The sequence below is a fragment of the Bacteroides sp. MSK.20.82 genome (genome assembly GCF_019052485.1).
In the GTDB taxonomy this organism is placed as follows: domain Bacteria; phylum Bacteroidota; class Bacteroidia; order Bacteroidales; family Bacteroidaceae; genus Bacteroides; species Bacteroides thetaiotaomicron.
In genome coordinates this window covers 80,523-105,483 of sequence record NZ_JAHQUN010000002.1, presented here as the reverse complement: position 1 = coordinate 105,483, position 24,961 = coordinate 80,523, and the positions used below count along the sequence as shown (strand labels likewise).

The following is a 24,961-nucleotide window of genomic DNA, read 5'->3' as shown; positions in this document are numbered from 1 at the left end:
AACCAATTCAAAATTAAAGAGTAACATTAAAACCAAAAGAAATCGTACGATAGAAAGGATATCCCCAAGACAGGCGTTCCGGGTCATAACCCTTCATCAGCTTAGTAAATGTGTGAAGGTTCTCACAACTTACGAACGCTTTCAAACTCGTTAATGTAATAGGTGCCAACCAGCTCTTCGGGAAATTATAACTCAAAGTCACATTCTTGACACGCAGATAAGAGCCATTCATCAAATACTTCGTTTGCGCACGTGTATTGTAACTGGAATTGTTTCCTTGCCCGTAAATACGGAAGTATTCCGCATTCGGATTGGCTGCCGTCCAGTCGCCATTGGCAGAATCTACCGGTTTCCAATAATCCAGCTGGTCTTTAAAGAGTGAACCAAACTGTCCGGAATTAAACGGCCAGCGGCGTGCATCACTGATCCATACATCACGCTTACCTACTCCTTGCAGCAAAACACTCAGATCAAATCCTTTGTAATTGACTCCCAGATTTATACCATACTGCAAACGCAAAGAGTTATTACCGATTATCTTGCGGTCTCCCGGATTGTCAAAGGTTCCGTCTCCCGTATCAATGCGATTCGTACTCGATCCATCATCGCGCAAATTCTGGTACTTGATGTCGCCGGGACGCGGACTTACTCCATCCACTGTCACCACTCCTTCTTTCAGTTTCCAGGTATTTGTATCTTCAAAGTCATCGGCTGTATAGTAACCATCCGTTACATAACCCCAGATAGAACCGATTTCATATCCTTCATAATAATTATTCGTGCCATCACTTTTCAGGATAATCTTGGATTCATTATGGTATTTGGTAACGACTGTTTTAGAGTCATAAAGATTGAAGCCTACATTATAGCCCCATGCACCGATTCTATCTCTCCAGGTCAATGACAATTCCCAGCCTTTCGTACGCAAGTCGGCGGTATTCTGCAAAGGTGCGGAAGCACCTACTACTGACGGCAGCTCAGCTCCCGGAGCAAGCATATCTTTCGTATCACGCCGATACCAGTCGAAAGTACTTTGCAGACGTCCGTTCAAGGCAGTTATATCAAAACCAAAGTCCAATGTTTCTACCGTTTCCCAAGTAAAACTATCACTGACCAGTCCCGGAGCATTCAAAGTCAGCGGCTTCGCTCCATTCACCAGCCACGCCACATCCTTCTTTTCCACTTGCGACATGGTCGGAACGAATTTATAAGGATCAATGCCTTGATTACCTATTTGTCCCCAGGTTCCGCGAAGTTTCAGATCGCTTAGCCAGTCACCTGCAACCGGTTTCATAAAGTTCTCGCGGGCAATGTTCCAACCCACAGATACAGAAGGGAAGAAACCGAAACGATTTTTCTTCGGGAATTTAGACGAGCCGTCATAACGACCATTGGTCTCAAACAGATATTTGCCTTTATAATCATAATTAATACGATAGAAAGCGCCACGCACAGTATACACACGATGATCGTCTGTAATAACCTTATTCTCACCGGTAGCCGTACTATGTGACGGATACTTCTCGTTAATCATATCATAAGAATAAGTATACAATTTCTTCCAGTCACTGGATTCCTGGTTGAAGCCGCCCATTAATGACAAGTTATGCGTATCATTCCATGAATATCTATAATTAGCATACAGGTTGATGGCATTATAATCAGTACTTTGGTGAGTCGTCTCCAGAGAAGAAGTAGTGGCAGTCTGTATTTTTGCCAGCTCAACCGTTGTATAATCAATGGAAGCCTTATTCACATTCTGATTACTCCATGTCTTGTCAAATGTATATTCAAATGCCACTTCAAGCCCTTTCAATGGTTTCAATACCGTTTTTGACAGGATACGGGCATTGTCTCTGATTGTATTGTTATCCGTTGCCATTCTCAAAACGTTGGAAGGCGTATTCGTCATCAGGCTGGTGCCGTCAGGCAAAGTCAGGGAGCCTTCGGGATATACAACCGGCAAACGCATATCATACAATCCGGTCTTATCCGAAGTCACAGGCATATTCTTGTCACTCTGAGCATAGCGTATATCTACAGACTGAGTCAGCCACGAGGTGATTTCGGCAGAAATATAGGCACTACCCGACAAACGTTTGTAGCGGTCTTTATCGGTGATCAAAATACCTTGCTCGCTATTATAACCAAGGGACAGACGATAAGCCAGCTTATCAGTACCACCACTCAATGACACATTATGTGCTTGCAGAAAACCGTAATCATCAAGCATATTGGCATACAGGTCTTTCTCATTCAGATAATAATTCAATCCTGTTTCCGGGTCTACATATACCCCGTCTCCGGTAGTCTGGAATTTACCCGGATTCTTACGATATTCGGTCAGGTAGTTCATCCATGTTTTGATATCTTGCCCGGTGTAGTATTTACCGGCATTGAACTCGCCGTCCAGGTAAGCCTGCATCCACTCCAGCCCGTCAGCCTGTTCCGGACGATTGATAGAACTCTGGAAACCAAAATTATTATTATAATTGACATGAAACCCGTCGCCTTTCTTCGCCTTCTTTGTAGTCACAAGTATTACACCGAAAGCGGCACGCGCACCATAGATAGCGGCCGAAGCAGCATCTTTCAACACAGAAACACTTTCGATATCTTCGGGATTCAACATATCGATATCCCCCGGAACATTATCTATCAACACCAACGGACCACCGCCATTGATGGAAGTCGTACCACGAATATTGAATGATTTGCTCTGTCCCGGACCGGCAGCATCATTATTAGGAGTAATCTGAAGTCCCGGCATCGCACCCTGCAAAGCACTCATGGCATTTACAACAGGACGACTCCCCAGTACATCATCCATCTTTACCTGAGATACCGCGCCGGTCAGGTTCGCTTTCTTCTGTACGCCAAAACCAACTACTACCACTTCGTCCAGACTCTGTGTGTCTTCTTTCAATACTACCGACAGCGTCTTTCCCGGAGTTACTTTCAGGGACTGTCCTTGATAACCAATATAAGAAATTTCAAGAATGGCGTCTTTTGAACCGACATTCAGGATAAAATTACCGTCCATATCAGTGATCGTGCCATTGGAGGAGCCTTTTTCTATCACACTGGCACCGATTACCGGTTCACCTGCCGCATCCACAACTCGTCCGCTTACTTTTACCTTTTCCTGATGCGCCTGTTCGACAGATGCCAACTCCGTGGACAGAATGATCTTTTTATCTATTACCTTATATTCTACATTCGTATTTTTAAATACTTCGTCAAGAACTTTAAAGATATCATTACGGTTAGCGGAGATTGTCACCAACCGTTTCAAATTTATATGAGCATTGTTGTAGAAGAAACTAAATTCTGTTTGCTTCTCTATCGCTCTTAATACATCCTCAACTGTCTGATTACGTACATTCATCGTAACCTTTGCAGATTGGGCATAACTATCTGTCGCATTAGTTAATCCGACAAAACAAAATAAGAATAAAATAACCAGTCTCATAGTACGTGGGATTTTTTTCGAGGTTAGCCAAAAAGACTTTACCACCCTTAAAACTTGGATGCTAAAATTGTTTTGCATAATTTTGTATTGATTTAAGTTGAAAATGAGTTAACTATGCTTGTCTGCCAACAAGCATTTTCAATTGATTCATTTTAGTATGGGGAGATCTGCCAAAATCTTCCCATACTTTTTTCTAAGTGGGTTTTGCTTTCATACTACTAAATTGTTAAAGGTTAATCAATAAATTTCTATTATCTCTTTTTTTCTGTCACTTCCATCCTTATCATCATTGATATGTTGCCAACGTATTTTAGAGGATACTTTAAAATATTCCAGAATCTTCTCCAAACGTTGATTTGTAAAGGTTCCCGTAAACGAACTATTCTTCAGTTTTTCGTTCTTAATAACAAATTTCACACTATATCTTTTTTCCAGCATCCATAATGCTTCTTCCAAAGGTGTATTATCAAGAACAACTTCTCCATCTTTCCAAGCCAATTCTGATTTTCCCGAAGTTTTATAAAGGTGGACTTTATCAGTCTCCGAATCATACACCAGCTTCTCTCTTGGAGATAAGAACACATGTTTCACCCCAGCGTCTTTCTCGAACATAAAATCTACTTTTCCTTCAATCAAAGTTGTAATAACCTCTGTATTCTGTTCATATGCTTCCACATTGAAACATGTACCCAATACTTCTATCTGTGATTGATGTGTAGTAGAAAGGATAAATTTCTTTTCCGGATCTTTGGCCACTTCAAAGTATGCTTCACCACTTAACGTCACTCTACGGAAATCTCCATTAAAGCGAGAAGGATAAGACAAAGAAGATTCCGAATTCAAATAAACAATTGTACCATCGGGTAATGTCAACGAAGTGGTCATTCCAGGACTAGTCTTAACTTCCATCATCTCCGCTACCTCACCAGTATCCCCTTTCCAATTCTGCCATATAAATAAGGTAAGAAGCGGAATAAATAGAATTGCAGCAGCACGTTGTGCCCACTCCCACCACACTATCCTTCTCACTTCACGGTCCGACATTTTTCCCTTTACTTTCAGTAAAGCTTTCTCCGTATCAACTTTCTTCATTACCTGAACCGTGTCCACAGCCAAATAAAGGGCAAAAGTCTGAGTAGCAACTCGTTTATTCTCCTCCGACTCATCTATCCACGCTTCCACTTCCAGACGTTCCCCCTCGCTCAATCTCCCCTCACAATAACGAGGAAGCAATTCTTCTATTCTATTATTATCTAATTCTTTCATCCTTTATTCTACCTTTTATTATATGACAAGACCAAACCATGACATTCCTAAACGAAAACCTTATTTTTTTCAGAAAATCTTTATTTTATTATAAAAAAGCTATATTTGCAGCAAATTAGAATTTAATAAATGAAGGAACTACGCATAAAGAGGAATGACCCTCAATTATCTGAAATACAGCGTGGAGGCCTAAAAGCCTTTGAAATGCTATTCAGGCAATACTATGCAGTGCTATGTGCCTATGGTCATAAATATGTTGACTTTCACGATGCAGAAGAAATTGTGCAAGACTCCCTTCTATGGATATGGGAAAACCGGGAAAACCTAATTATTGAATCATCATTAAGTTCTTATCTCTTTAAAATGGTACATCACAAGGCTTTAAATAAGCTTGCACACATTGATGCCATCAAACGTGCTGATACGCGTTTCTATGAAGAAATGCAAGAGATGATACAGGATATGGACTTCTATCAAATTAAAGAGCTAACCAAGCGTATTGAAGAGGCGGTTACTGCATTACCGGAAAGTTATCGGCAAGCATTTGTTATGCATCGTTTCCGGGATATGAGCTACAAAGAAATTGCAGAAACATTGGAAGTGTCTCCAAAGACTGTAGATTATCGTATTCAGCAAGCACTCAAACAATTACGCATCGATTTAAAAGATTATCTGCCATTGCTGCTTCCTTTACTGTTTCCTTAATATAAGTGACTCCTTCCAATAAATTGGATTCGTACCTATTAAATCTATACCATCCTTCAACTAAATAGAGAAAAACGGTCTCTTTTTAGGTAAAGTTCTTTTTTGCTCTATCAATTAAAGCTATAAAACAGAAAATAGTAAATCTGTATTTATCTATAGTACAAGCTGATACAGATCATAAATTCTCAACCATTCTCATCATGATGAGAATTATTTCTCACCACAGTGAGAACTTTTTCTCATCGCAGTGAGAATCTTTTCTCATTGCATTGAGAATTTTTTCTCATTGTGGTGAGAATATTGTCTCATCGTAATAAGCTGACCAAAGTCTTGGAAGTCTGCAATACATAAAACAAACAATCATAAAGGATAAGAAGACAGATACAATCCTATTCTTGCCGATAAGGCAGCGTAAACCAGAAAGTAGAACCTTTGTTTTCCTCTGATTCAACTCCAATCGTCCCTCCTAAGCGATCGATAATCATCTGACAAATGGAAAGTCCCAAACCTGTTCCCTGAACAAAAGGATTGTATTTCACAAACCTTTCGAATACATGCTTGCATTGCTCTTCTGACATGCCGCAGCCTGTATCCGAGACATAAAAGCAAATTGTATCGGCATCCTTCAGACGATATCCCATTCTGATAGAACCTGTCTGAGTAAATTTAATAGCATTGATGACAAAATTGGAAATCAGTTGTATCAAACGATTCTTATCTGTATAAAGGGTACATTCCGGCAGACGTTCGGTAAAAGTAAGAGTGACAGTTTCTTTTTTCAAGCGAAGCCTCATACTCTGTTCGATTTCTTCCATCGTCTGGTTGACATCTATCAATGACGGACAGAAGTCAAAAGTGCCGGCTTCGATCTTGGACATGTCCAGAATATCATTGATCAGTTGAAGAAGCAAGTCGGTATTTGTTTCGATGATGTCTGCATATTCGCGCATCTCCTTACGATCTTCTATATCCGGCAACATATTCGAGAAGCCGACAATCGCATTCAACGGAGTGCGGATTTCATGACTCATATTAGCCAGAAAGGCGGATTTCAACTGATTCGCCTGCTCCGCCTTTTCCATTGCCTCACTCAGACGAGTGTATGCCTTGCGAAGAATACGTATATAATAGGCGATCGCTGCTATCAAAATAAGAAGGAAAATGGAACAGGAAAGGATTTCAACACAGTATTGATGAAATATACTTTTAGGTTCGTTGACATAAACAGCTCGTTCAGGATAAAGGTGATAGGGAATATTGTAGGATTCCAGCACCGGATAACAGAGGTAGGCACTCGCCTTCCCTCCTATACTTTCGGAAATGTCCTCCGCCTGTTCTCCATGCAACACACGGTCAATAATTTCAAGTAAGGAATCGCCGAATGATTCTGCAGAAACGTAATAGCCTCCTGCAAAAGTATTATTGGACAGGTCTTCGGAAGAAAGCAGGAACAAGGGAGAGGACGTAAAATTGGTGATAATCTCCTGAATATGATCAAAAAGATAATTATTATCTTCTTTATTATGCGACTCAAACCAGGAATAATAAATAATTCCGGTGTTTGCTTTATAGCTGCGCAAGGTGTCCAGAAGCATTTCTGTTGACAAGTGAGTGGTAGAAAGCAATTCTAAAGGCAGGTTTGGAAAATGCTTTTCAACAGCTTCTTTCACGTCTCCGCGGGTTTCTTCACTGATGTAGCGATCGTCCGAGATAAATGCCAGGCGATCCATATCAGGTATCAGGCTATAGATCAGTTCAACGGTTTCCTTCACATAGTAATGCTGTTTCAGGGTAGTCAGGTTGTAGCCTTTTCTCCACTCTTGGGCGGGGACGCTGTTGGTCTCATTCAACGAGGCATGAGAGAGCAGAATATCCAAGGTAGCAGGCAGGCGGTCACGGGAGTTCGTTATGATCACTGGAACATCTTTCCATAGGTCATCAAATAAAGGACGACAGACAATCCAGCCCGGATCACCAATTATCACAATAGCGGCAGGAGGAAGCGGATATTTCTGACGCAGATGCTCGATGACTGCATTTACCTCCATCGTATCCTGCAAGGCCGGGACAGACAATGATTCCGCTCTGGCAGTTATTCCCTGTTCCTGAAGAACATCGTGCACATACCAATAGAAGTTTCTGGCCCAGGGAAGGTTGAAGTTAATAGAATTCAAAACTAATATTTCTTTATCTGATTTCCCATTATCTGCCAACATAGGGGAAAGGAGTCCTTCGAAAAGAAGAAAGAACGCACCTGTTAAGCATATTCGCAGTAATTGTTTCATTTTGCTGTGTGATTAAAAGTGGAAGCAAAGATAGTATTATTTTTATCTTTTAAAAAGAAAGGCATCCCAAATCTATCGGGATGCCTCTCCATTACATATTTTTATGTATCAGTTCATTATGCCTTTTTTAAAGCTGCGATGCTTTCTTTCAAAGAGCTGATGATACTTTCCGCATCGGCCTGCTTCTTACGTTCCATTTCGAGAACGGCTGCGGGGGCGTTATTGACAAATTTCTCATTGCTGAGTTTCTTCAATACGCCTTGCAGGAATCCTTCCTTATGTTTCAGTTCAGCTTCCATACGGGCGATTTCGGCTTCTACATCAATCATGTTGCCCAATGGCACAGCGTATTCGGTAGTTCCTACCATGAAGGAAGAAGCGCCTTCCGCCTTGCTCTCTACCACTGTAATGGAAGAAAGGTTACACATCTTCTGGATCACCGCATTGAACTCTGCAACCGGATTTTCGCCCAGCACCTGCAAGTCAAGCGGTTCTTTCTGAGCTATGTTCTTTTGCAGACGGATGCTGCGGATATTACTGATAACTCCCTTGACCACTTCAAACTGTGCAACGAATGCGGTGTCTACATAAGTATCCATGCTCAATGCACTTACCATCAGACTTTCTCCTTCTTCCGCATTACGTTCGTACATCTGTTGCCACAATTCTTCTGTGATGAACGGCATAAACGGATGAAGCAGATGCAACAGGTTATCGAGGAAGCAGAGAGTAGCGCTATAAGTGGTACGGTCAATTCCCTGTCCGTAAGCCGGTTTAATCATTTCCAGATACCAGGAAGAGAATTCATCCCAGAATAATTTATAAACAGCCATCAATGCTTCGCTCAGACGGTATTTGCTGAACAAGTCCGCTACTTCGGCAGCTACTTCGTTCTGCTTGGATTCAAACCAGTGGACAGCCAGTTTAGCAGCATCCGGAGCCTGAATATTATCGTCAACCGTCCAGCCCTTGATCAGACGGAAAGCGTTCCATATCTTGCTGCAGAAGTTACGTCCCTGTTCGCAGAGCGCGTCGTCGAAAAGAATATCGTTTCCGGCGGGAGCTGCCAGCATCATTCCCATACGGACACCGTCGGCACCATATTTGTCGATCAGTTCAAGCGGGTCGGGTGAGTTGCCGAGTGACTTGGACATCTTACGTCCCAGCTTGTCGCGAACGATCCCTGTAAAGTAAACGTTCTTGAACGGCATCTTTCCTTCATATTCGTAACCCGCCATGATCATACGTGCCACCCAGAAGAAGATGATATCCGGTCCGGTCACCAGGTCGCTGGTGGGATAGTAATAGCTGATTTCCTCGTTACCCGGATGATTGATTCCGTCAAACAGGGAGATAGGCCACAACCAGGAAGAGAACCAAGTATCCAAACAGTCCTCGTCCTGACGAAGGTCATCCATCGTCAAAGCGGCGTTTCCTGTTTTCTCTTTGGCTTTTGCCAGCGCTTCTTCGGGAGTGACGGCTACCACATAGCCACCTTCCGGCAGGAAGTAAGCAGGAATACGATGTCCCCACCACAACTGGCGGCTGATACACCAGTCTTTGATGTTCTCCATCCAGTGGCGGTATGTATTCTTATATTTGGCAGGATAGAATTTCAACTCATCGTTCATTACCGGAGGCAATGCCATATCGGCAAAATGCTGCATTTTGAGGAACCACTGCATAGACAATTTCGGTTCGATCACTACATTGGTACGTTCCGAGTAACCTACTTTATTTGTGTAGGCTTCTGTCTTTTCGAGCAATCCGGCAGCATCGAGGTCTTTCTCTATCTGCTTGCGGACGTCGAAACGATCCATACCGATATACAATCCGGCAGCTTCGCTCAAGGTCCCGTTATCGTTGAAGATGTCGATGCTGGGCAGATTATACTTTTCACCCAACATATAGTCATTTACGTCGTGGGCCGGAGTTACTTTCAGACAACCGGTACCGAACTCAATGTCCACATAATCGTCCTCGATGACAGGGATAACACGGTTTACCAACGGAACGATGACTTTCTTTCCTTTCAGCCATGCGTTCTTGGGGTCATTGGGGTTGATACACATTGCCGTATCGCCCATGATTGTTTCGGGGCGGGTCGTTGCTACTACTGCATAGCGGCCTTCCGGATCACCTTCCACCTTATAGCGAAGATAGAACAGTTTTCCGTGCTCTTCCTTGTAGATCACTTCTTCGTCGGAAAGGGCAGTCAACGCTTTCGGGTCCCAGTTTACCATGCGGACACCACGGTAAATCAATCCTTTGTTGTACAGGTCTACAAATACTTTCAATACGCTTTCGCTGCGTTCCTCGTCCATAGTGAAGGCGGTACGGTCCCAGTCACAGGATGCACCCAGTTTGCGGAGCTGCTTCAGGATAATGCCTCCGTGCTCTTCTGTCCAGTCCCAGGCATGTTTCAGGAACTCATCACGTGTCAGGTCTGTCTTCTTGATGCCCTGGGCAGCGAGTTTGTTTACAACTTTTGCTTCGGTAGCGATGGAAGCGTGGTCAGTTCCCGGCACCCAGCAGGCATTCTTGCCTTCCATACGGGCACGACGAACCAAAATATCCTGAATGGTATTATTAAGCATGTGTCCCATGTGCAACACACCGGTGACGTTCGGAGGCGGAATGACGATGGTGTAAGGTTCACGACCATCGGGTTTCGAACTGAATAAACGGTGTTCCAGCCAATACTGGTACCACTTTCCCTCCACGTCAGCGGGATTGTACTTACTTGCTAATTCCATGTTTCTTTATGTATATGATAATGTATATTCAAAAAATAACGGCTGCAAAATTAATAATTTTAATTCAAATCTTACCACCCACAGGATGTTTCTGTGCCCGGAAAGATAATTTATATCCCTCATAAACAGCAATTCCATAAAATAAGGCGGACATCGACACCACATTCTTCACCATGACAGAAAAGATTTCACCATAATCGACTCCCGCCAGCACTTCGAAAAAGGTCATATCATAATCCTTGGCAGCAAAGCCGATGATGGATAAGAAATCACCCAGCACACAACTGATCAATGCCAGTGCTGCCCCAAGAAGACCGAAGACGGGACGTATCCCCTTCCCCTGCCGCATGGCGAAACCGACCAGAAATCCGACTCCGATAGCCATATATCCCATCTGAAGACCTGTAGATACGGAGATAAGACTCCATGCCACCGCCCCCAAGATACACGCGACGGATGCATACAGCACTCCTTTGGGAAGATTTTCTTCGGCGAGAAGTTCTTCTTCCGTCATTGACACCGGAAAGTCGTCGGGCTTGGGAGGAGCCATCTTCAACAGTTCTTCATCCTTCTCGAAGTTTTCGCATTCTTCGTCAAAGTCAGGAAGCTCTCTAGTACGTTTGCAAACAAGCCCTTTCCCATTCACGAAATCACGTGACACGCAATTCCGGCAATACTTTTCAATTTCTTCTACGGTAGCCATCTTTCGTTTAACAGTTTTTTTGCAAATATAGAGGTATTTTTTCGCGTGACGTTTATTTAATGCATATTTTTGTTGACTAAAATCTGAACGGATGATGAAACGGAAACTGATAATTAGATATATACTCCTGGGAGTACTGCTGCTTCTGGTATGGATGACACAGTCGATTCCCGCGTTGGGAAACCTGTATTCACAAACCGTTTATCCTGTCATCTCCCGCGTTTTGTCATTCTTCTCCAACTTATTCCCTTTTGCCATAGGGGATCTATTTATTTTCGGGAGTATCACGGGAGTCATCGTTTATCCTTTTTATGCCCGTATCCGCAAGAAACTGCCGTGGAAGAGGATTCTGCTGCGTGACGGAGAATATCTGTTATGGGTTTACGTATGGTTCTACCTCGCCTGGGGATTAAACTATTCGCAACCAAACTTTTACCAGCGCACACATATTCCTTATACGGCCTATACACCGGAGATTTTTCAAGAGTTTGTGGATGACTATATCGACTCACTGAACAGTTCGTTTGTTCCCGTAAAAGGAATCCACGAGGAACAGGTACGTGACGAAGCTGTCAAACTTTACAATCAATTAAGCGACAGCTTGGGAGTGCACCGCCCGCCATTTCCCAATCCACGGGTAAAGACGATGGTTTTCACCCCATTCATATCAATGGTCGGAGTGACGGGAAGCATGGGGCCTTTCTTCTGCGAGTTCACCTTAAACGGAGACTTACTCCCCATCAACTATCCGGCAACGTACACTCACGAACTGGCTCATCTGCTGGGAATTTCGAGCGAGGCAGAGGCCAATTTCTATGCTTATCAGGTTTGTACCCGTTCACAAATAAAAGGAATCCGTTTCAGCGGGTATTTCTCAATTCTGAATCATGTACTGGGGAATGCCCGACGGCTGCTGAGTGAAAAAGAATATGCCAATATAATCAACCGTATCCGACCGGAGATTATAGAACTGGCGAAAAAGAATCAGGAATACTGGATGGCTAAATACAGTCCTTTGATCGGTGATGTTCAGGACTGGATATACGACCTTTATCTAAAAGGAAACAAAATAGAAAGCGGAAGAAAAAACTATTCGGAAGTGATCGGGCTGTTGATTTCGTATCAAGTATGGAAAGCGAAAAACACGTCAGACCAATAAAAAGACTTTTATTAGCGCCCTTGCTTTTGTTTTCGTACCGATTAAGGCTATAAAAGACAAGGAAGCATTATCTTTGCAACATTATTTATAAAAAAATCAAAGGAATGATACATACAAGAGAAGAACAGATGGAAGCCTTCGGCCGCTTTCTGGACATCCTCGACGAGCTTCGGGTCAAATGTCCGTGGGACCGCAAGCAGACGAATGAAAGTCTGCGCCCCAACACTATAGAAGAGACTTACGAGCTTTGTGATGCCTTGATGAGGGATGACAAAAAAGATATTTGCAAGGAGTTGGGAGATGTGTTGCTGCACGTAGCGTTCTATGCAAAGATCGGTTCGGAGACAGGAGACTTCGACATCAAAGATGTCTGTGACAAGTTGTGCGACAAACTGATTTTCCGCCATCCTCACGTATTCGGAGAAGTAAAGGCTGAGACTGCCGGACAGGTATCCGAAAACTGGGAACAGCTGAAACTAAAAGAAAAAGACGGAAACAAAAGTGTATTAAGCGGTGTTCCCGCTGCACTCCCTTCACTCATCAAGGCTTACCGCATTCAGGACAAAGCCCGCAATGTAGGCTTCGACTGGGAAGAACGGGAACAGGTATGGGATAAGGTAAAAGAAGAAATCGGAGAATTCCAAGCAGAGGTAGCCAACATGGACAAAGAGAAAGCAGAAGCCGAATTCGGTGACGTCATGTTCAGCCTCATCAATGCGGCACGCCTCTACAAAATCAATCCGGACAATGCTTTGGAACTAACCAATCAAAAGTTCATCCGCCGTTTCAACTACCTGGAGGAACATACGATTAAAGAAGGGAAAAACCTCAAAGATATGTCTCTTGAGGAGATGGACGCTATTTGGAACGAAGCTAAGAAAAAAGGACTGTAACGCCATTCGCCTTCATGATAGAACGGATTAAAACAACAAAGGTAAGCTAACAATTCATCCGGAAACAAAAATCAGAGGCTCTATCCGCATAGAATAGAGCCTCTGATTTACTCTGACAGAACGTCCGTTTCATCCAAACAGAGCCTCCGTTTTATTTCTTCCTTTTCGGATCATTTCCTCCGTCCTTGCGGTTCATGCCTTTCAGCATTTCCCGATGGAAACGCATCTCCGCACGTTGAACAAGGAATATCTTCTTGTTGGAAAGTATCTTTTTAAACCGGTCCAGATAAGACTTATCAAGACGGTCGGCAGCGATACGGTTGTCACATACCTTTGCTACAATTTCTTCGTACTGGGCTTCTGTTGTTTTGTCGTCTTTACCTTGACGCATTAAACTCCACGATTCATCGTTCAGTTTCTTCTTCTTCTCCTGCAGTTCAAAATAAACCGGGAAGAATTTGGCAGCCTCTTCTTTGGTCAATCCGGCCTGCTCAATAATAAACGCTTTCTGTTTATTCCGGAATTCCTCACGGGACAAATGCTGGTCACATCCATCGGCAGCCCAAAGAACAGGCATAAAGCCACATAACAAAACGACTAAAGCGATTAGTTTCTTCATTTTCTTATTCAATCTGTTTAATAAATCATTCTACACTCGCGTCACTCAGATAGACGTATAACGAATAATCATCCAACATCGCACGGTCTAACGCAACATCAATCATCTCATCGGATACCTGTTCCGTATCCGCTTCCATAGCCGTTACTGTCACCGCTATATCATCTGCCACCGGTTTATGGTCTGATGACGCTACCCGGATAATCAGGGCAGCTCCTACAAACATAGCCGCCATATAGAATAATGGTTTCAATCTCGTCCATGTCGAAACATGCTCTTCCTTGAAAGCGACTTTCTCTTTTTCAGGAAGTTTGTTCATCACCTCTGAAGTCAGATTTTCAAAGTAACCGTCGGGCACTTTGAAGGAATGCTCCTTTCCGATTTTCTTCAATAGGGTATCTTCTTCTTTCATACGTTTTTCTCCTCTCTTTTGATTAGACGATATCTGCTTTAAAAGGTTTAATCTACTTCTTCCAAAAACTTCTCTATTTTCTTCACCGCATGGTGATAGGAGGCTTTCAACGCTCCGACTGAAGTTCCAAAGATTTCTGACATCTCTTCGTACTTCATTTCCTGATAATACTTCAGGTTGAACACCATTCGTTGTTTTTCGGGCAAGGTGAGCAATGCTTTCTGCAATAGCATCTGCACCTGATCACCCGAATAGTAGGGGTCACTCTCCAGTTTCTGCACAATCGCCGCTTCGGGATCGTCGATAGCCACCGTCGTTGTAGCACGCTGCCTGTTCAGAAAAGTAAGACATTCATTCAGCGCAATACGGTAGAGCCACGTAGACAGCTTCGCCTCGGCACGGAAATAGTCAATATTTGTCCATGCCTTGATGAAGGTGTTTTGCAGAAGGTCGTTCGCATCTTCATGCGACAGTACCATCCGGCGGATCTGCCAGTATAACTGCTCGCTGTATTGCGCCACAATCAACTCAAATCCTTTCCGCTGTGTACTCTCCTCCTGAAGGAGTTTCAGAACCTCACGTTCGTTATAAGGGGTCATAGTCTCTCGTATCTGTATAGTTATTTATGGTTATGCACATATTCTCTCTTGCCAAAACCGTTTGGGGGAAGATAGCCGCTGCTTCATTCAACAATACAGACTCGTCCTCATAGCGGGCGGAGAAATGTCCGATAACCAATTGTTTCACTTCAGCATTCAAAGCAATCTGTGCGGCCTGTGCAGCAGTTGTATGATGAGTTTCCTTTGCCCGCACCTGTTCGGTCTGAGCAAAGGTGGCTTCGTGGAAAAGGAGGTCTACCCCCTTTATCTGCTCCACGATCTCAGGTCGGTAGATCGTGTCGGAGCAATAAGCATATTTTCGTGCAGGGGCAGAAGGACGGGTCAGACGATGATTCGGAATGACTTCTCCTTCGGGAGTTACAAAATCCGCTCCGTTCTTGATCCGGTTCAGTTCGTAGACGGGTACTTTATAGAAATCCACCATATCTCTGATGATATGATTGGGACGCTGCTTTTCTTCAAAAAGAAAACCACAGCAAGGAATACGGTGTCTCAGAGGAATGGTGGTCACAGCCACCGAGCGGTCGTCATAGATCAGCGTCGGCTCCTTCGTCTCAAATTCATGGAAAAAGACTTTATAGGCCAGCGTTTTGCAAAAGAAAGAAAGTAAGGGAGCAAACAGTTCTTCCAGTCCTTTGGGTGAATGGATATGCAAGTCTGCTGTTCGTCCCAACAGACCGAAGGTAGAAATCAGTCCTAACAGTCCAAAGCAATGATCGCCATGAAGATGGGAAATAAAGATATGATTCAAGCGGGAAAACTTCAAGCGGGAACGACGCAACTGCATCTGCGCTCCTTCCCCACAGTCAATCATAAAAAGCTTTTCACGCAAGTTCACAACCTGCGATGTCGCAAAATGGCGAGTGGTGGGCAAAGCAGAACCGCATCCAAGTATATGTAGTTCGAATTTCTCCATAGCGGCACAAATGTACACAAGTTTTTTGGTATTTGCGCTATCATGGCAAAACAAAAAAAGCGCCCCGATAACCGGAGCGCTTTTCCATTATATAGAAATAACGATTATTTCTTTCCTTCCAACTGTTCTTTCAAAGCAGCCAAAGCGTCGATGTCGCCCAGCGTAGTTGAAGCAGCCTGGTTCTGGATCATCGGAGCATCTTCTCTCTTGTTGTTAGAAGACTTCTTAGCACCGGAAGCAGCTTTCTTTTCTGCTCTTTCTTCAGCCTTAGCTACATCTTCGAAGATACGGCTGTGAGACAGGATGATTCTCTTAGCGTCCTTGTTGAACTCGATCACTTTGAATTCAAGTTTCTCATCCAACTGAGCTTGTGAACCGTCTTCTTTTACAAGGTGTTTCGGAGTTGCGAAACCTTCTACACCGTAAGGAAGAGCTACAACAGCACCCTTATCCAACATTTCGATGATAGTACCTTCGTGTACAGAACCTACAGTGAATACTGTTTCGAATACATCCCAAGGATTTTCTTCGAGTTGCTTGTGACCAAGGCTCAAACGACGGTTTTCTTTGTCGATTTCCAATACCTGAACTTCGATGTCAGCACCAATCTGAGTAAATTCTGACGGGTGTTTCACTTTCTTAGTCCAAGAAAGGTCAGAGATGTGGATCAAGCCGTCAACACCTTCTTCGATTTCTACGAATACACCGAAGTTAGTGAAGTTACGTACTTTTGCAGTATGCTTGGAACCTACAGGATACTTCTCTTCGATAGTTTCCCATGGATCTTGTTTCAGCTGTTTGATACCCAAAGACATCTTACGTTCTTCGCGGTCCAAAGTCAGAACTACAGCTTCTACTTCGTCGCCCACCTTCATGAAGTCCTGAGCAGAACGCAGGTGCTGGCTCCAAGACATTTCTGATACGTGGATCAGACCTTCTACGCCTGTAGCGATTTCGATGAATGCGCCGTAGTCAGCCATCACAACCACTTTACCTTTCACCTTGTCACCTACCTTCAAGTCAGTGTCAAGAGCATCCCATGGGTGCGGAGTCAGTTGCTTCAAGCCAAGAGCGATACGTTTCTTTTCGTCATCGAAGTCAAGGATAACAACGTTGAGCTTCTGATCCAGTTCAACCACTTCTTTCGGATCGCTAACGCGGCCCCAAGAAAGGTCTGTGATGTGGATCAAACCGTCTACGCCACCCAAGTCGATGAACACACCGTAAGAGGTGATATTCTTAACAGTTCCTTCAAGAACCTGTCCTTTTTCGAGCTTGCCGATAATTTCTTTCTTCTGTTGTTCCAGTTCAGCTTCGATAAGAGCCTTGTGAGATACAACAACGTTTTTGAATTCCTGGTTGATCTTAACCACTTTGAATTCCATTGTTTTGCCAACGAATACATCATAGTCACGGATCGGTTTAACGTCGATCTGAGAACCCGGCAAGAATGCTTCGATTCCGAATACGTCTACGATCATACCACCCTTTGTGCGGCACTTGATGAATCCCTTGATAATTTCTTCATTTTCCAGAGCAGCGTTAACGCGATCCCAAGAACGAGTAGCGCGGGCTTTTCTGTGTGACAGAACGAGTTGTCCTTTTTTGTCTTCCTGGTTTTCGATGTATACTTCTACAGTATCACCTACCTTCAGGTCCGGATTGTAACGGAACTCATTCAAAGGAATGATACCGTCTGATTTGTAACCGATGTTCACAACTACTTCACGCTTGTTCATTGCGATTACGGTTCCGTCAACAACCTCACGGTCGTTCACTTTGTTAAGCGTACCGTCGTAAGCTTTTTCTAGTTCTTCGTGGCTTGCGCTTGTTACAGCTTCGCCGTTTTCATAAGCATCCCAGTTGAAGTCTTCAATAGGAGCTACGTTCTTTAAGTTTTCCATTAATAAATAAATTGTTTAATACTTTAATTGAATAAGACATTATATTATCTATAAATCGGGCGCAAAGGTAGGAATATTTTCTTGACCGACAAAAGAATACCCAAAGAAAAGATGGTAATATCCGTATTTTTTGTAATATTGCAAATCTAATATTATACGACTTTCAACATGAACGGAACATTGGACAAAATCAGGGTGCAGTTTGATTATCTGCCACTTATTAATTTCGCGATGCAGCAAAACAAAGTATCGGTCATCCATCAGCTTTCGATTGAAAACATGACGTCCGAACCCTTCAGAAACATTCAGGTACAAATCACGGCCGAGCCCGACTTCGGCAGTATCACTCCTGTGATGGTGGAAGCGATTCCCGCCAATGATTCCGTGTGTCTGCAATCGTTCAGCCTGGTCTTGTCCGCCAATTATTTCGCCCAGCTGACCGAGCGTATGTCGGGAAGCCTGAAAATAGAAATCCGCTCCGAGGCGGAAACGATCTTTACCCGGACCTACCCCATCGACATTCTGGCATACGACCAATGGGGCGGAATCAATATATTCCCCGAGATGCTGGCAGCGTTCATCACCCCCAATCATGCCGTGCTCACTCCTATTATCAAGAGAGCCGCCGCGATTCTGGAACAGTGGACCGGTACTCCGTCACTGGACGAATACCAAAGCCGCAATCCGGACCGTGTGAGAAAGCAGATGGCAGCCATCTACACCGCCCTCACCGAACAGCAAATTATTTACAGCACCATTCCCGCCAGCTTCGAAGAGCACGGGCAGCGTGTCCGTCTGACAGATTCCGTACTGGCACAAAAGCTCGGAACCTGTCTGGATATGGCACTGCTTTATGCTTCCTGCCTCGAATCCATCGGACTGAATGCCCTCATCGTCATCACCAAAGGGCATGCTTTCGCAGGCGGCTGGCTGGTGCCGGAAACCTTTCCGGACCCTGCCATCGACGATGTATCCTTGCTGACCAAACGAACTGCCGAAGGAATCTACGACATCACGCTGGTAGAAACCACCTGCATGAATATGGGACATAATGCCGACTTCGACAACGCCGTGAAAAGCGCGAACGGCAAACTGAGCGATCCGGGCAGTTTCATCCTCGCCATCGACGTCAGAAGGGCCAGGCATTCGGGAGTCCGCCCGATCCCGCAGCGCGTACTGAACGGACAAGTATGGGAAATAAAGGAAGATGAGGATATAAACAGAAATACCACGCACGCCACTCCGCAAAGCGTGAATCCATATGATTTGTCGGGCAGCGAAACTCAGACAGCCCTCACCAAACAGTTGCTTTGGGAGAGAAGACTGCTGGATTTGAGTCTGCGCAACAACTTGCTGAACATCCGGATTACAAAGAATACTCTTCAGCTGATTCCGGCAAACCTTGCCTGTCTGGAAGACGCCTTGGCGGAAGGAGATGAGTTTCGTATCCTCCACCGTCCCGCCGAATGGGAGAATCCGGCGATGGAGTTTGGCATTTATTCTTCCATACCGGAATCGGATCCGATAGCCGACTTTGTTAATTCGGAGCTTTCACAGAAAAGGTTACGTTTTTACTTGCCGGAGAATGATTTAGGCAAAGCACTGACTCACCTGTACCGTTCGTCCCGTACTTCTATCGAAGAGAACGGAGCGAACACACTTTATCTGGCCCTCGGACTTCTGAAATGGTACGAAACACCTTCCAGCGAGCGTCCCCGTTATGCACCGATAGTGCTGCTGCCGGTCGAAATCATCCGCAAGTCAGCCGCCAAGGGGTATGTGATTCGTTCGCGGGAAGAAGAAACGATGATGAATATCACCTTATTGGAAATGCTTCGTCAGAACTTCGGCATTTCCGTACCGGGACTTGATCCGCTTCCGACGGACGAAAGCGGAGTCAACGTAAAACTGATTTACTCCATCATCCGGCACTGCATCAAGAATCAGCGTAAATGGGATGTGGAGGAACAGGCTATTTTAGGTATCTTCTCCTTCAACAAGTTTATCATGTGGAACGACATCCACAACAATGCTCCCAAACTGACTCAAAACAAGATTGTCTCCAGCCTCATCAACGGAAAGATCGAATGGGACGCGATTACGGAAGAAGTGGATGCCGCCTACATGGACAGACAGTTATCTCCGGCAGATATTGTGCTGCCCATCATTGCCGATTCATCTCAGCTGGAAGCGATTTATGAGGCGGTGCACGACAAGACTTTTATCCTACACGGCCCTCCGGGAACCGGAAAGTCCCAAACGATAACGAACATCATCGCCAACGCGCTTTATAAAGGTAAACGAGTCTTATTTGTTGCCGAGAAGATGGCAGCCCTCTCCGTCGTCCAAAACAGACTGGCGGCGATAGGACTTGCCCCGTTCTGTCTGGAAATTCACTCCAACAAGACAAAGAAATCCACTGTCATCTCGCAACTAAAGGAGACAACCGAAATCATCAGACGAACTCCTCCCGAAGAGTTCAGGAAGGAAGCCGAACGCCTGCTGAAATTACGAACGAAACTAAATAAATACATCGAAGCGTTACACAAGGAATATCCTTTCGGACTTTCCCTCTATGATGCGATCATCCACTACCAGTCAACAGACGTTGACCCCTGCTTCGATATCCCGTCATCTTATCTGGACAATCTGGACAAGGATCGATTCTCACATTGGGAAGATGCCATCGAATCTTTGGTCAGTACCGCCAATGCTTGCGGCCACCCGCATCTTCACCCATTGACAGGGATTTTCATTCGGGAATATTCGTCCGCCATCAAAGAGGAAGCCTTACAAACGCTCGCCACTTTCATTGGCTTATTGACTGCCATACAATCGAAACTGCCTGTCTTTTCCGCTTTACTGGAAAATACGGACATTCATCCCACCCGCAAGGATTTCAATATAATCAGCGCCATTATCCGAAAAATACTCGATATTCCGGAACTGACGCCCGAACTGCTGACCACTCCTTTATTAAATGAAACGCTGGAAGAGTACCGGAAAGTGACGGAACACGGCAGGAAACGCGATGAAATCAAAGCAGAAATAGAAAACGGATTCACCAAAGAGGTACTGAAGATAAACGCCGGCCCCATGCTGGCCGAATGGAATCGGGTATCCGCCCAATGGTTTCTCCCACGATATTTCGGACAAAGAAAAATAAAAAAGGTGATTCGTCCTTACGCTCTGCAACCGGTAAAGCCAGAGACAGTCCAGCCTTTGCTCCATCAGGTCATCCGGTATCAGGAAGAGCTTGATTTTACAGACAGATACACCGCCAAGCTGCCTTCTTTATTCGGAAGATTCGGAAGAGATGAAGAGTGGCCCATCATCGATCAGATCATCCATGAGGTATCTTCGCTTCATTCCCTGTTACTGAGTTATTCAAAAGATGTGGCGAAAACATCCCGAATCAAACAGAACTTAGCGTTACAACTGACAGAAGGTATCCGGACATTCAGAGATATCCATTCTCATTCTCTGAATGAATTGTATCAGCTGGTCGACACGCTTACGGCAACCGAGCAACGGCTTTCCACCACTCTGGGCATAACCGTAGAGACGCTTTATACAAACTCCGCCGACTGGATCGGCATCGCCCTACAGCAAGCCGGAATATGGAAAGAAAATCTGGACAAACTCAAAGACTGGTATCAATGGCTTCAATCCTACAACAAACTGAACGAGTTGGGTCTCGGATTTATCGCAGAAGAATATAAGGAAAAGAATATTCCTACGGATTTACTCACCAGCAGCTTCCGCAAGAGTTTCTACCAAGCCGTTATTCACTATATCATCGCCAAAGAACCGACGCTGGAATTATTCAACGGCAAGATATTCAATGATATTATAACCAAATACAAGCAGGTATCCGCCAACTTCGAGGACATTACCAAAAAGGAACTGTTCGCCAGACTGGCTTCCAACATTCCGTCCTTCACCCACGAAGCCATTCAAAGTTCAGAAGTCGGAATATTACAAAAGAATATACGCAATAATGCACGCGGAATATCCATCCGCAAGCTATTCGATCAAATACCTATCCTGCTGTCCCGTATGTGTCCGTGTATGTTGATGAGTCCTATATCGGTTGCCCAATATATCGATGCCGATGCAGAGAAATTTGACTTGATCGTCTTCGACGAAGCTTCACAGATGCCGACTTACGAAGCGGTAGGTGCCATCGCCCGAGGCAAGAATGTAGTTATCGTAGGCGACCCCAAACAGATGCCGCCTACCAGCTTCTTCTCCGTTAATACCATTGACGAAGACAACATCGAGATAGAAGATCTGGAAAGTATCCTTGACGATTGCCTCGCTCTCTCTATCCCTTCCAAATACCTGCTGTGGCATTACCGAAGCAAACACGAAAGTCTTATCACTTTCAGTAACTCCGAATATTACGATAATAAGCTGATGACTTTCCCGTCACCGGACAATATTGAATCGAAAGTCAGAATGGTCGCCGTAGACGGTTATTATGACAAAGGAAAATCCCGTCAGAACCAAGCGGAAGCGCAAGCCATAGTAGACGAAATAGCGAGAAGGCTGAGGAGCGAAAAATTAAGGAGAAAAAGTATGGGGGTAGTTACTTTCAACGTGGTTCAGCAGGCGTTGATAGAAGATTTGCTATCCGATCTCTTCGCCTTTCATCCTGAACTGGAAACCTTTGCGCTGGAATGTGAAGAACCCCTGTTCATCAAGAACCTTGAAAATGTGCAAGGAGACGAACGGGATGTGATACTGTTCTCCGTCGGCTATGGTCCCGATGCCGAAGGGCGCGTCAGCATGAACTTCGGTCCGTTGAACCGTGCGGGAGGTGAAAGACGGTTAAACGTAGCCGTCTCCCGTGCCCGATACGAAATGATCATCTTTTCTACGCTGAGATCGGACATGATTGATCTGAACCGAACTTCTTCTATCGGAGTAGCCGGGCTGAAACGCTTCCTTGAATATGCGGAGAAAGGAACCAAGCGCATACTGAATACCTCGACTAATATTCGGACCTCGGAAGAAGAAACTTCTATCGAAAAGATTATTGCCGACAAGTTACGTTCTTCGGGATATACCGTACATACTGATATAGGCTGTTCCGGATATAAGATCGATATTGGCATTGTCGATACTCAAACCCCGTCCAACTACCAATTAGGTATTATCTGTGACGGAAAGAACTACAGACGTACCAAGACTGTCCGTGACCGGGAAATTGTTCAAAACAATGTACTCAAAGCACTGGGATGGAATATCTGCCGTATATGGACGATGGACTGGTGGGAAAAGCCGGATGAAGTGATGGCGTCTATACAAGCAGCGATTGCTCAGGATATGAAAGCGGAGAAACCGGTTATAGTAAAAAAGGAACAAGAAAAAAGAGAAAAGAATGTGCAGGAAACGCCGATGCAGCTAAAATCTGCATGCGCATACACAAACTTTTCCTTTATCTCCGTACAAAATTATAATAGTACTAAAATACGTCCGTTCCTGTACGCTGCCGACGACATCTTCGCTAAAAGAAATAATCCTATTATTGTCTCCCAAGTCCAAAAGATAATAGAAAATGAAGCCCCGATCAGCAAAACCTTACTTGGAAAGAAAATCATATCCGAATGGGGAGTCAACCGTGTAGGACCACGAATAGATGCTCAATTGGAAATAATATTCGACACATTACATCTTTACCGCATAGAACATGACGGGCTTATCTTCTGCTGGAAAGATGAAGCGCAATACCGTTCTTATTCAGAGTACCGTCCCGATTCCGACCGAGATGCAGCGGATCTGCCACCCGAAGAAATAGCCAATGCCATCCAACAAATATTAATCAATTCCATCAGCCTGCCTTTACCCGATTTGGCAAAAGCATGCGCACAAGTATTCGGCTTCACACACATGGGGTCAAACATCGAAGCATCCATGCTCAGAGGGATTCAGGAAGCGGTAAAAAGGAATTATGCCAAAGTTGAAAACGGAAGGGCAACGATCATCGATTAACACGGTAAGGCAGACACAAACAGCCGCCACCCGTCAATACCCCTTCTGCAAACGTTTCAGAGCAGCAATAGAATCAGCTACATACGTATTATCCGGTTCTATGGAACGCCAATAACAAAGCGACCCTATCAACCGTTTCAGATAGGCAGGATCATGGGAGCCGATTCTGCGTTGATGTTCCGCCAGCCCCTTTGTCAAAATGAAATAGACATTCTTGCGAATCTCTCTCTTTCGGGCTTTAGGAATGGTCAGCTTCACACCGGAGCTGACGGATACGCCCGTGATTATCTTCCTGTCATTCTCATTCAGAAAACGAGTTTTCTGATGATTCGGTTCAAACTTCTCTTCCCTGATGATTTCCTTGACCCGGGCAAGCACCTCCTCTTTCGGAAAGACATCGCCCGAAAAGGTGAGGTCGTCGGCATAACGACTATAAGTCAGCCCGAATTCTTCCGCCATCACCGCCAGTTTCCGGTCCATCTCATAAGCGATGATGTTACTCAGTACCGGACTGGTAGACGCTCCTTGCGGCAAATGCCGACGCATACAACACAACTCGCCCAGCACTTTCGATATATTCTTCGGATAGCCGATCTTTTCGAAAGTCTTTTTCACCCTCGGACTACGTATGGAAATAAAGAAATCATGGATATCCGTCTTCAAGACACAGCGTTTTCCCAGATGAGGACGGACGTTATCGACGATGGAATGCTGACGCCGGAATCCCGTAGCGGCAGGATGCACATTTACAGACAGTAATATACGATGATAAATAGTATCCTGAATGGCTTTCAGTTCCTTGTCCGGAGCAGAGATCATACGGTATCCTCCTCTCCGCTTTCTGATCCAGAACTCCCGATAATGCGAAGAGACATCCTGCAGTATCTCTTTCAACCTCATCACCTCTATTCCCAACAGATTGGCACACCACACCACCGCCTCTTCATCAAATACAGGACATGTTCTCATTTTAGGAGTGACTACTCCTAAAGCATGCCTGAGCCAGGCTCCATGTTCCCATTTGTTTTTGGAAGTCTCTTCGTTAGTAGTATTACCGCTGCCTGTTGCTTTCCATCTCTTATATCCTTCCTGTTTCCGGCTCGAAGAAATCAATTTATAAATCAGAAAACCGGTAACAATAAGTATCGTAATTAAAATTCCGTCCATCTTGTTGTTACATATATAAAAAGGAGAAGAAGAGGATGAGATTTTACTAAAATAAATAGAGGTATTTATACCAGAGATTTATTTTCC

At 44.5% G+C, this 24,961-nt stretch carries 15 protein-coding genes; 4 read left to right on the top strand and 11 right to left on the bottom strand.

Annotation, left to right across the window (positions count from 1 at the left end):
- Positions 1-13: 13 nt before the first annotated feature.
- Together KTR07_RS02465 and KTR07_RS02460 are read right to left on the bottom strand one after the other, a co-directional pair.
- A complete protein-coding gene (locus tag KTR07_RS02465) occupies positions 14-3,472 on the bottom strand; it encodes a TonB-dependent receptor (protein ID WP_048696835.1) in 3,459 nt (1,152 codons plus the stop codon).
- Positions 3,473-3,709: 237 nt separating this feature from the next.
- Positions 3,710-4,738 carry a FecR family protein gene (locus tag KTR07_RS02460; protein WP_016268342.1) on the bottom strand — a complete coding sequence of 343 codons (1,029 nt, stop codon included), beginning with the start codon at positions 4,736-4,738 and terminating at the stop codon, positions 3,710-3,712.
- Positions 4,739-4,867: 129 nt separating this feature from the next.
- Here KTR07_RS02460 and KTR07_RS02455 point away from each other — a divergent pair, with 129 nt between their 5' ends.
- On the top strand, positions 4,868-5,443 hold the full coding sequence (locus tag KTR07_RS02455; RefSeq protein WP_008760027.1) for an RNA polymerase sigma-70 factor: 576 nt from the start codon (positions 4,868-4,870) through the stop codon (positions 5,441-5,443).
- A gap of 389 nt (positions 5,444-5,832) precedes the next feature.
- Here the strand turns inward: KTR07_RS02455 and KTR07_RS02450 are convergent, their stop codons facing one another.
- From KTR07_RS02450 to KTR07_RS02440, 3 genes are all read right to left on the bottom strand, one after another.
- The gene (locus KTR07_RS02450) at positions 5,833-7,728 is read right to left on the bottom strand and encodes an ATP-binding protein (RefSeq protein WP_054958729.1); all 1,896 of its coding nucleotides are present in this window, start codon (positions 7,726-7,728) and stop codon (positions 5,833-5,835) included.
- Between the two features lie 116 nt (positions 7,729-7,844).
- Positions 7,845-10,484: a valine--tRNA ligase gene (locus tag KTR07_RS02445; protein WP_008764518.1), complete on the bottom strand. Its 2,640-nt coding sequence runs from the start codon at positions 10,482-10,484 to the stop codon at positions 7,845-7,847.
- Between the two features lie 64 nt (positions 10,485-10,548).
- A complete protein-coding gene (locus tag KTR07_RS02440) occupies positions 10,549-11,187 on the bottom strand; it encodes a hypothetical protein (RefSeq protein WP_008764517.1) in 639 nt (212 codons plus the stop codon).
- Between the two features lie 91 nt (positions 11,188-11,278).
- Here KTR07_RS02440 and KTR07_RS02435 point away from each other — a divergent pair, with 91 nt between their 5' ends.
- Both KTR07_RS02435 and mazG read left to right on the top strand, forming a co-directional pair.
- A complete protein-coding gene (locus tag KTR07_RS02435; protein WP_117981136.1) occupies positions 11,279-12,346 on the top strand; it encodes a DUF3810 domain-containing protein in 1,068 nt (355 codons plus the stop codon).
- Positions 12,347-12,450: 104 nt separating this feature from the next.
- Positions 12,451-13,239 (top strand): nucleoside triphosphate pyrophosphohydrolase, encoded by a 789-nt coding sequence (gene mazG, locus KTR07_RS02430; protein WP_008764515.1) that lies wholly within the window; start codon positions 12,451-12,453, stop codon positions 13,237-13,239.
- A gap of 151 nt (positions 13,240-13,390) precedes the next feature.
- Here mazG and KTR07_RS02425 read toward each other — a convergent pair whose 3' ends face one another.
- From KTR07_RS02425 to rpsA, 5 genes are all read right to left on the bottom strand, one after another.
- On the bottom strand, positions 13,391-13,858 hold the full coding sequence (locus tag KTR07_RS02425) for a hypothetical protein (RefSeq protein ID WP_008760021.1): 468 nt from the start codon (positions 13,856-13,858) through the stop codon (positions 13,391-13,393).
- 25 nt (positions 13,859-13,883) lie between these two features.
- Positions 13,884-14,270, bottom strand: coding sequence for a hypothetical protein (locus tag KTR07_RS02420; protein ID WP_008764514.1), 387 nt, complete (start codon positions 14,268-14,270; stop codon positions 13,884-13,886).
- A gap of 47 nt (positions 14,271-14,317) precedes the next feature.
- Positions 14,318-14,869: an RNA polymerase sigma factor gene (locus tag KTR07_RS02415; protein ID WP_008760019.1), complete on the bottom strand. Its 552-nt coding sequence runs from the start codon at positions 14,867-14,869 to the stop codon at positions 14,318-14,320.
- A complete protein-coding gene (locus KTR07_RS02410; protein ID WP_070750176.1) occupies positions 14,856-15,806 on the bottom strand; it encodes a ribonuclease Z in 951 nt (316 codons plus the stop codon). The genes KTR07_RS02415 and KTR07_RS02410 overlap by 14 nt, the downstream gene beginning before the upstream one ends.
- A 104-nt stretch (positions 15,807-15,910) precedes the next feature.
- Positions 15,911-17,710 carry a 30S ribosomal protein S1 gene (rpsA, locus tag KTR07_RS02405; protein ID WP_008764512.1) on the bottom strand — a complete coding sequence of 600 codons (1,800 nt, stop codon included), beginning with the start codon at positions 17,708-17,710 and terminating at the stop codon, positions 15,911-15,913.
- Positions 17,711-17,878: 168 nt separating this feature from the next.
- On the opposite strand from rpsA, the gene KTR07_RS02400 reads away from it, so the two are divergent.
- On the top strand, positions 17,879-23,707 hold the full coding sequence (locus KTR07_RS02400; protein ID WP_117981135.1) for a DUF3320 domain-containing protein: 5,829 nt from the start codon (positions 17,879-17,881) through the stop codon (positions 23,705-23,707).
- Between the two features lie 33 nt (positions 23,708-23,740).
- Here the strand turns inward: KTR07_RS02400 and KTR07_RS02395 are convergent, their stop codons facing one another.
- Entirely contained in the window at positions 23,741-24,874 is a 1,134-nt protein-coding gene (locus tag KTR07_RS02395) for a retron St85 family RNA-directed DNA polymerase (protein ID WP_008764510.1), read from the bottom strand.
- Between the last annotated feature and the right edge of the window lie 87 nt (positions 24,875-24,961).

What these genes read in the sequence shown, in the direction of transcription:
- KTR07_RS02400 (WP_117981135.1), top strand. Translation starts at nt 17,879, where the DNA reads ATGAACGGAACATTGGACAAAATCAGGGTGCAGTTTGATTATCTGCCA.
- KTR07_RS02455 (WP_008760027.1), top strand. Translation starts at nt 4,868, where the DNA reads ATGAAGGAACTACGCATAAAGAGGAATGACCCTCAATTATCTGAAATA.
- KTR07_RS02460 (WP_016268342.1), bottom strand. Translation starts at nt 4,738, where the DNA reads ATGAAAGAATTAGATAATAATAGAATAGAAGAATTGCTTCCTCGTTAT.
- KTR07_RS02450 (WP_054958729.1), bottom strand. Translation starts at nt 7,728, where the DNA reads ATGAAACAATTACTGCGAATATGCTTAACAGGTGCGTTCTTTCTTCTT.
- KTR07_RS02465 (WP_048696835.1), bottom strand. Translation starts at nt 3,472, where the DNA reads ATGAGACTGGTTATTTTATTCTTATTTTGTTTTGTCGGATTAACTAAT.
- rpsA (WP_008764512.1), bottom strand. Translation starts at nt 17,710, where the DNA reads ATGGAAAACTTAAAGAACGTAGCTCCTATTGAAGACTTCAACTGGGAT.
- KTR07_RS02420 (WP_008764514.1), bottom strand. Translation starts at nt 14,270, where the DNA reads ATGAAAGAAGAAGATACCCTATTGAAGAAAATCGGAAAGGAGCATTCC.
- KTR07_RS02445 (WP_008764518.1), bottom strand. Translation starts at nt 10,484, where the DNA reads ATGGAATTAGCAAGTAAGTACAATCCCGCTGACGTGGAGGGAAAGTGG.
- KTR07_RS02410 (WP_070750176.1), bottom strand. Translation starts at nt 15,806, where the DNA reads ATGGAGAAATTCGAACTACATATACTTGGATGCGGTTCTGCTTTGCCC.
- KTR07_RS02435 (WP_117981136.1), top strand. Translation starts at nt 11,279, where the DNA reads ATGATGAAACGGAAACTGATAATTAGATATATACTCCTGGGAGTACTG.
- KTR07_RS02425 (WP_008760021.1), bottom strand. Translation starts at nt 13,858, where the DNA reads ATGAAGAAACTAATCGCTTTAGTCGTTTTGTTATGTGGCTTTATGCCT.
- KTR07_RS02440 (WP_008764517.1), bottom strand. Translation starts at nt 11,187, where the DNA reads ATGGCTACCGTAGAAGAAATTGAAAAGTATTGCCGGAATTGCGTGTCA.
- mazG (WP_008764515.1), top strand. Translation starts at nt 12,451, where the DNA reads ATGATACATACAAGAGAAGAACAGATGGAAGCCTTCGGCCGCTTTCTG.
- KTR07_RS02415 (WP_008760019.1), bottom strand. Translation starts at nt 14,869, where the DNA reads ATGACCCCTTATAACGAACGTGAGGTTCTGAAACTCCTTCAGGAGGAG.
- KTR07_RS02395 (WP_008764510.1), bottom strand. Translation starts at nt 24,874, where the DNA reads ATGGACGGAATTTTAATTACGATACTTATTGTTACCGGTTTTCTGATT.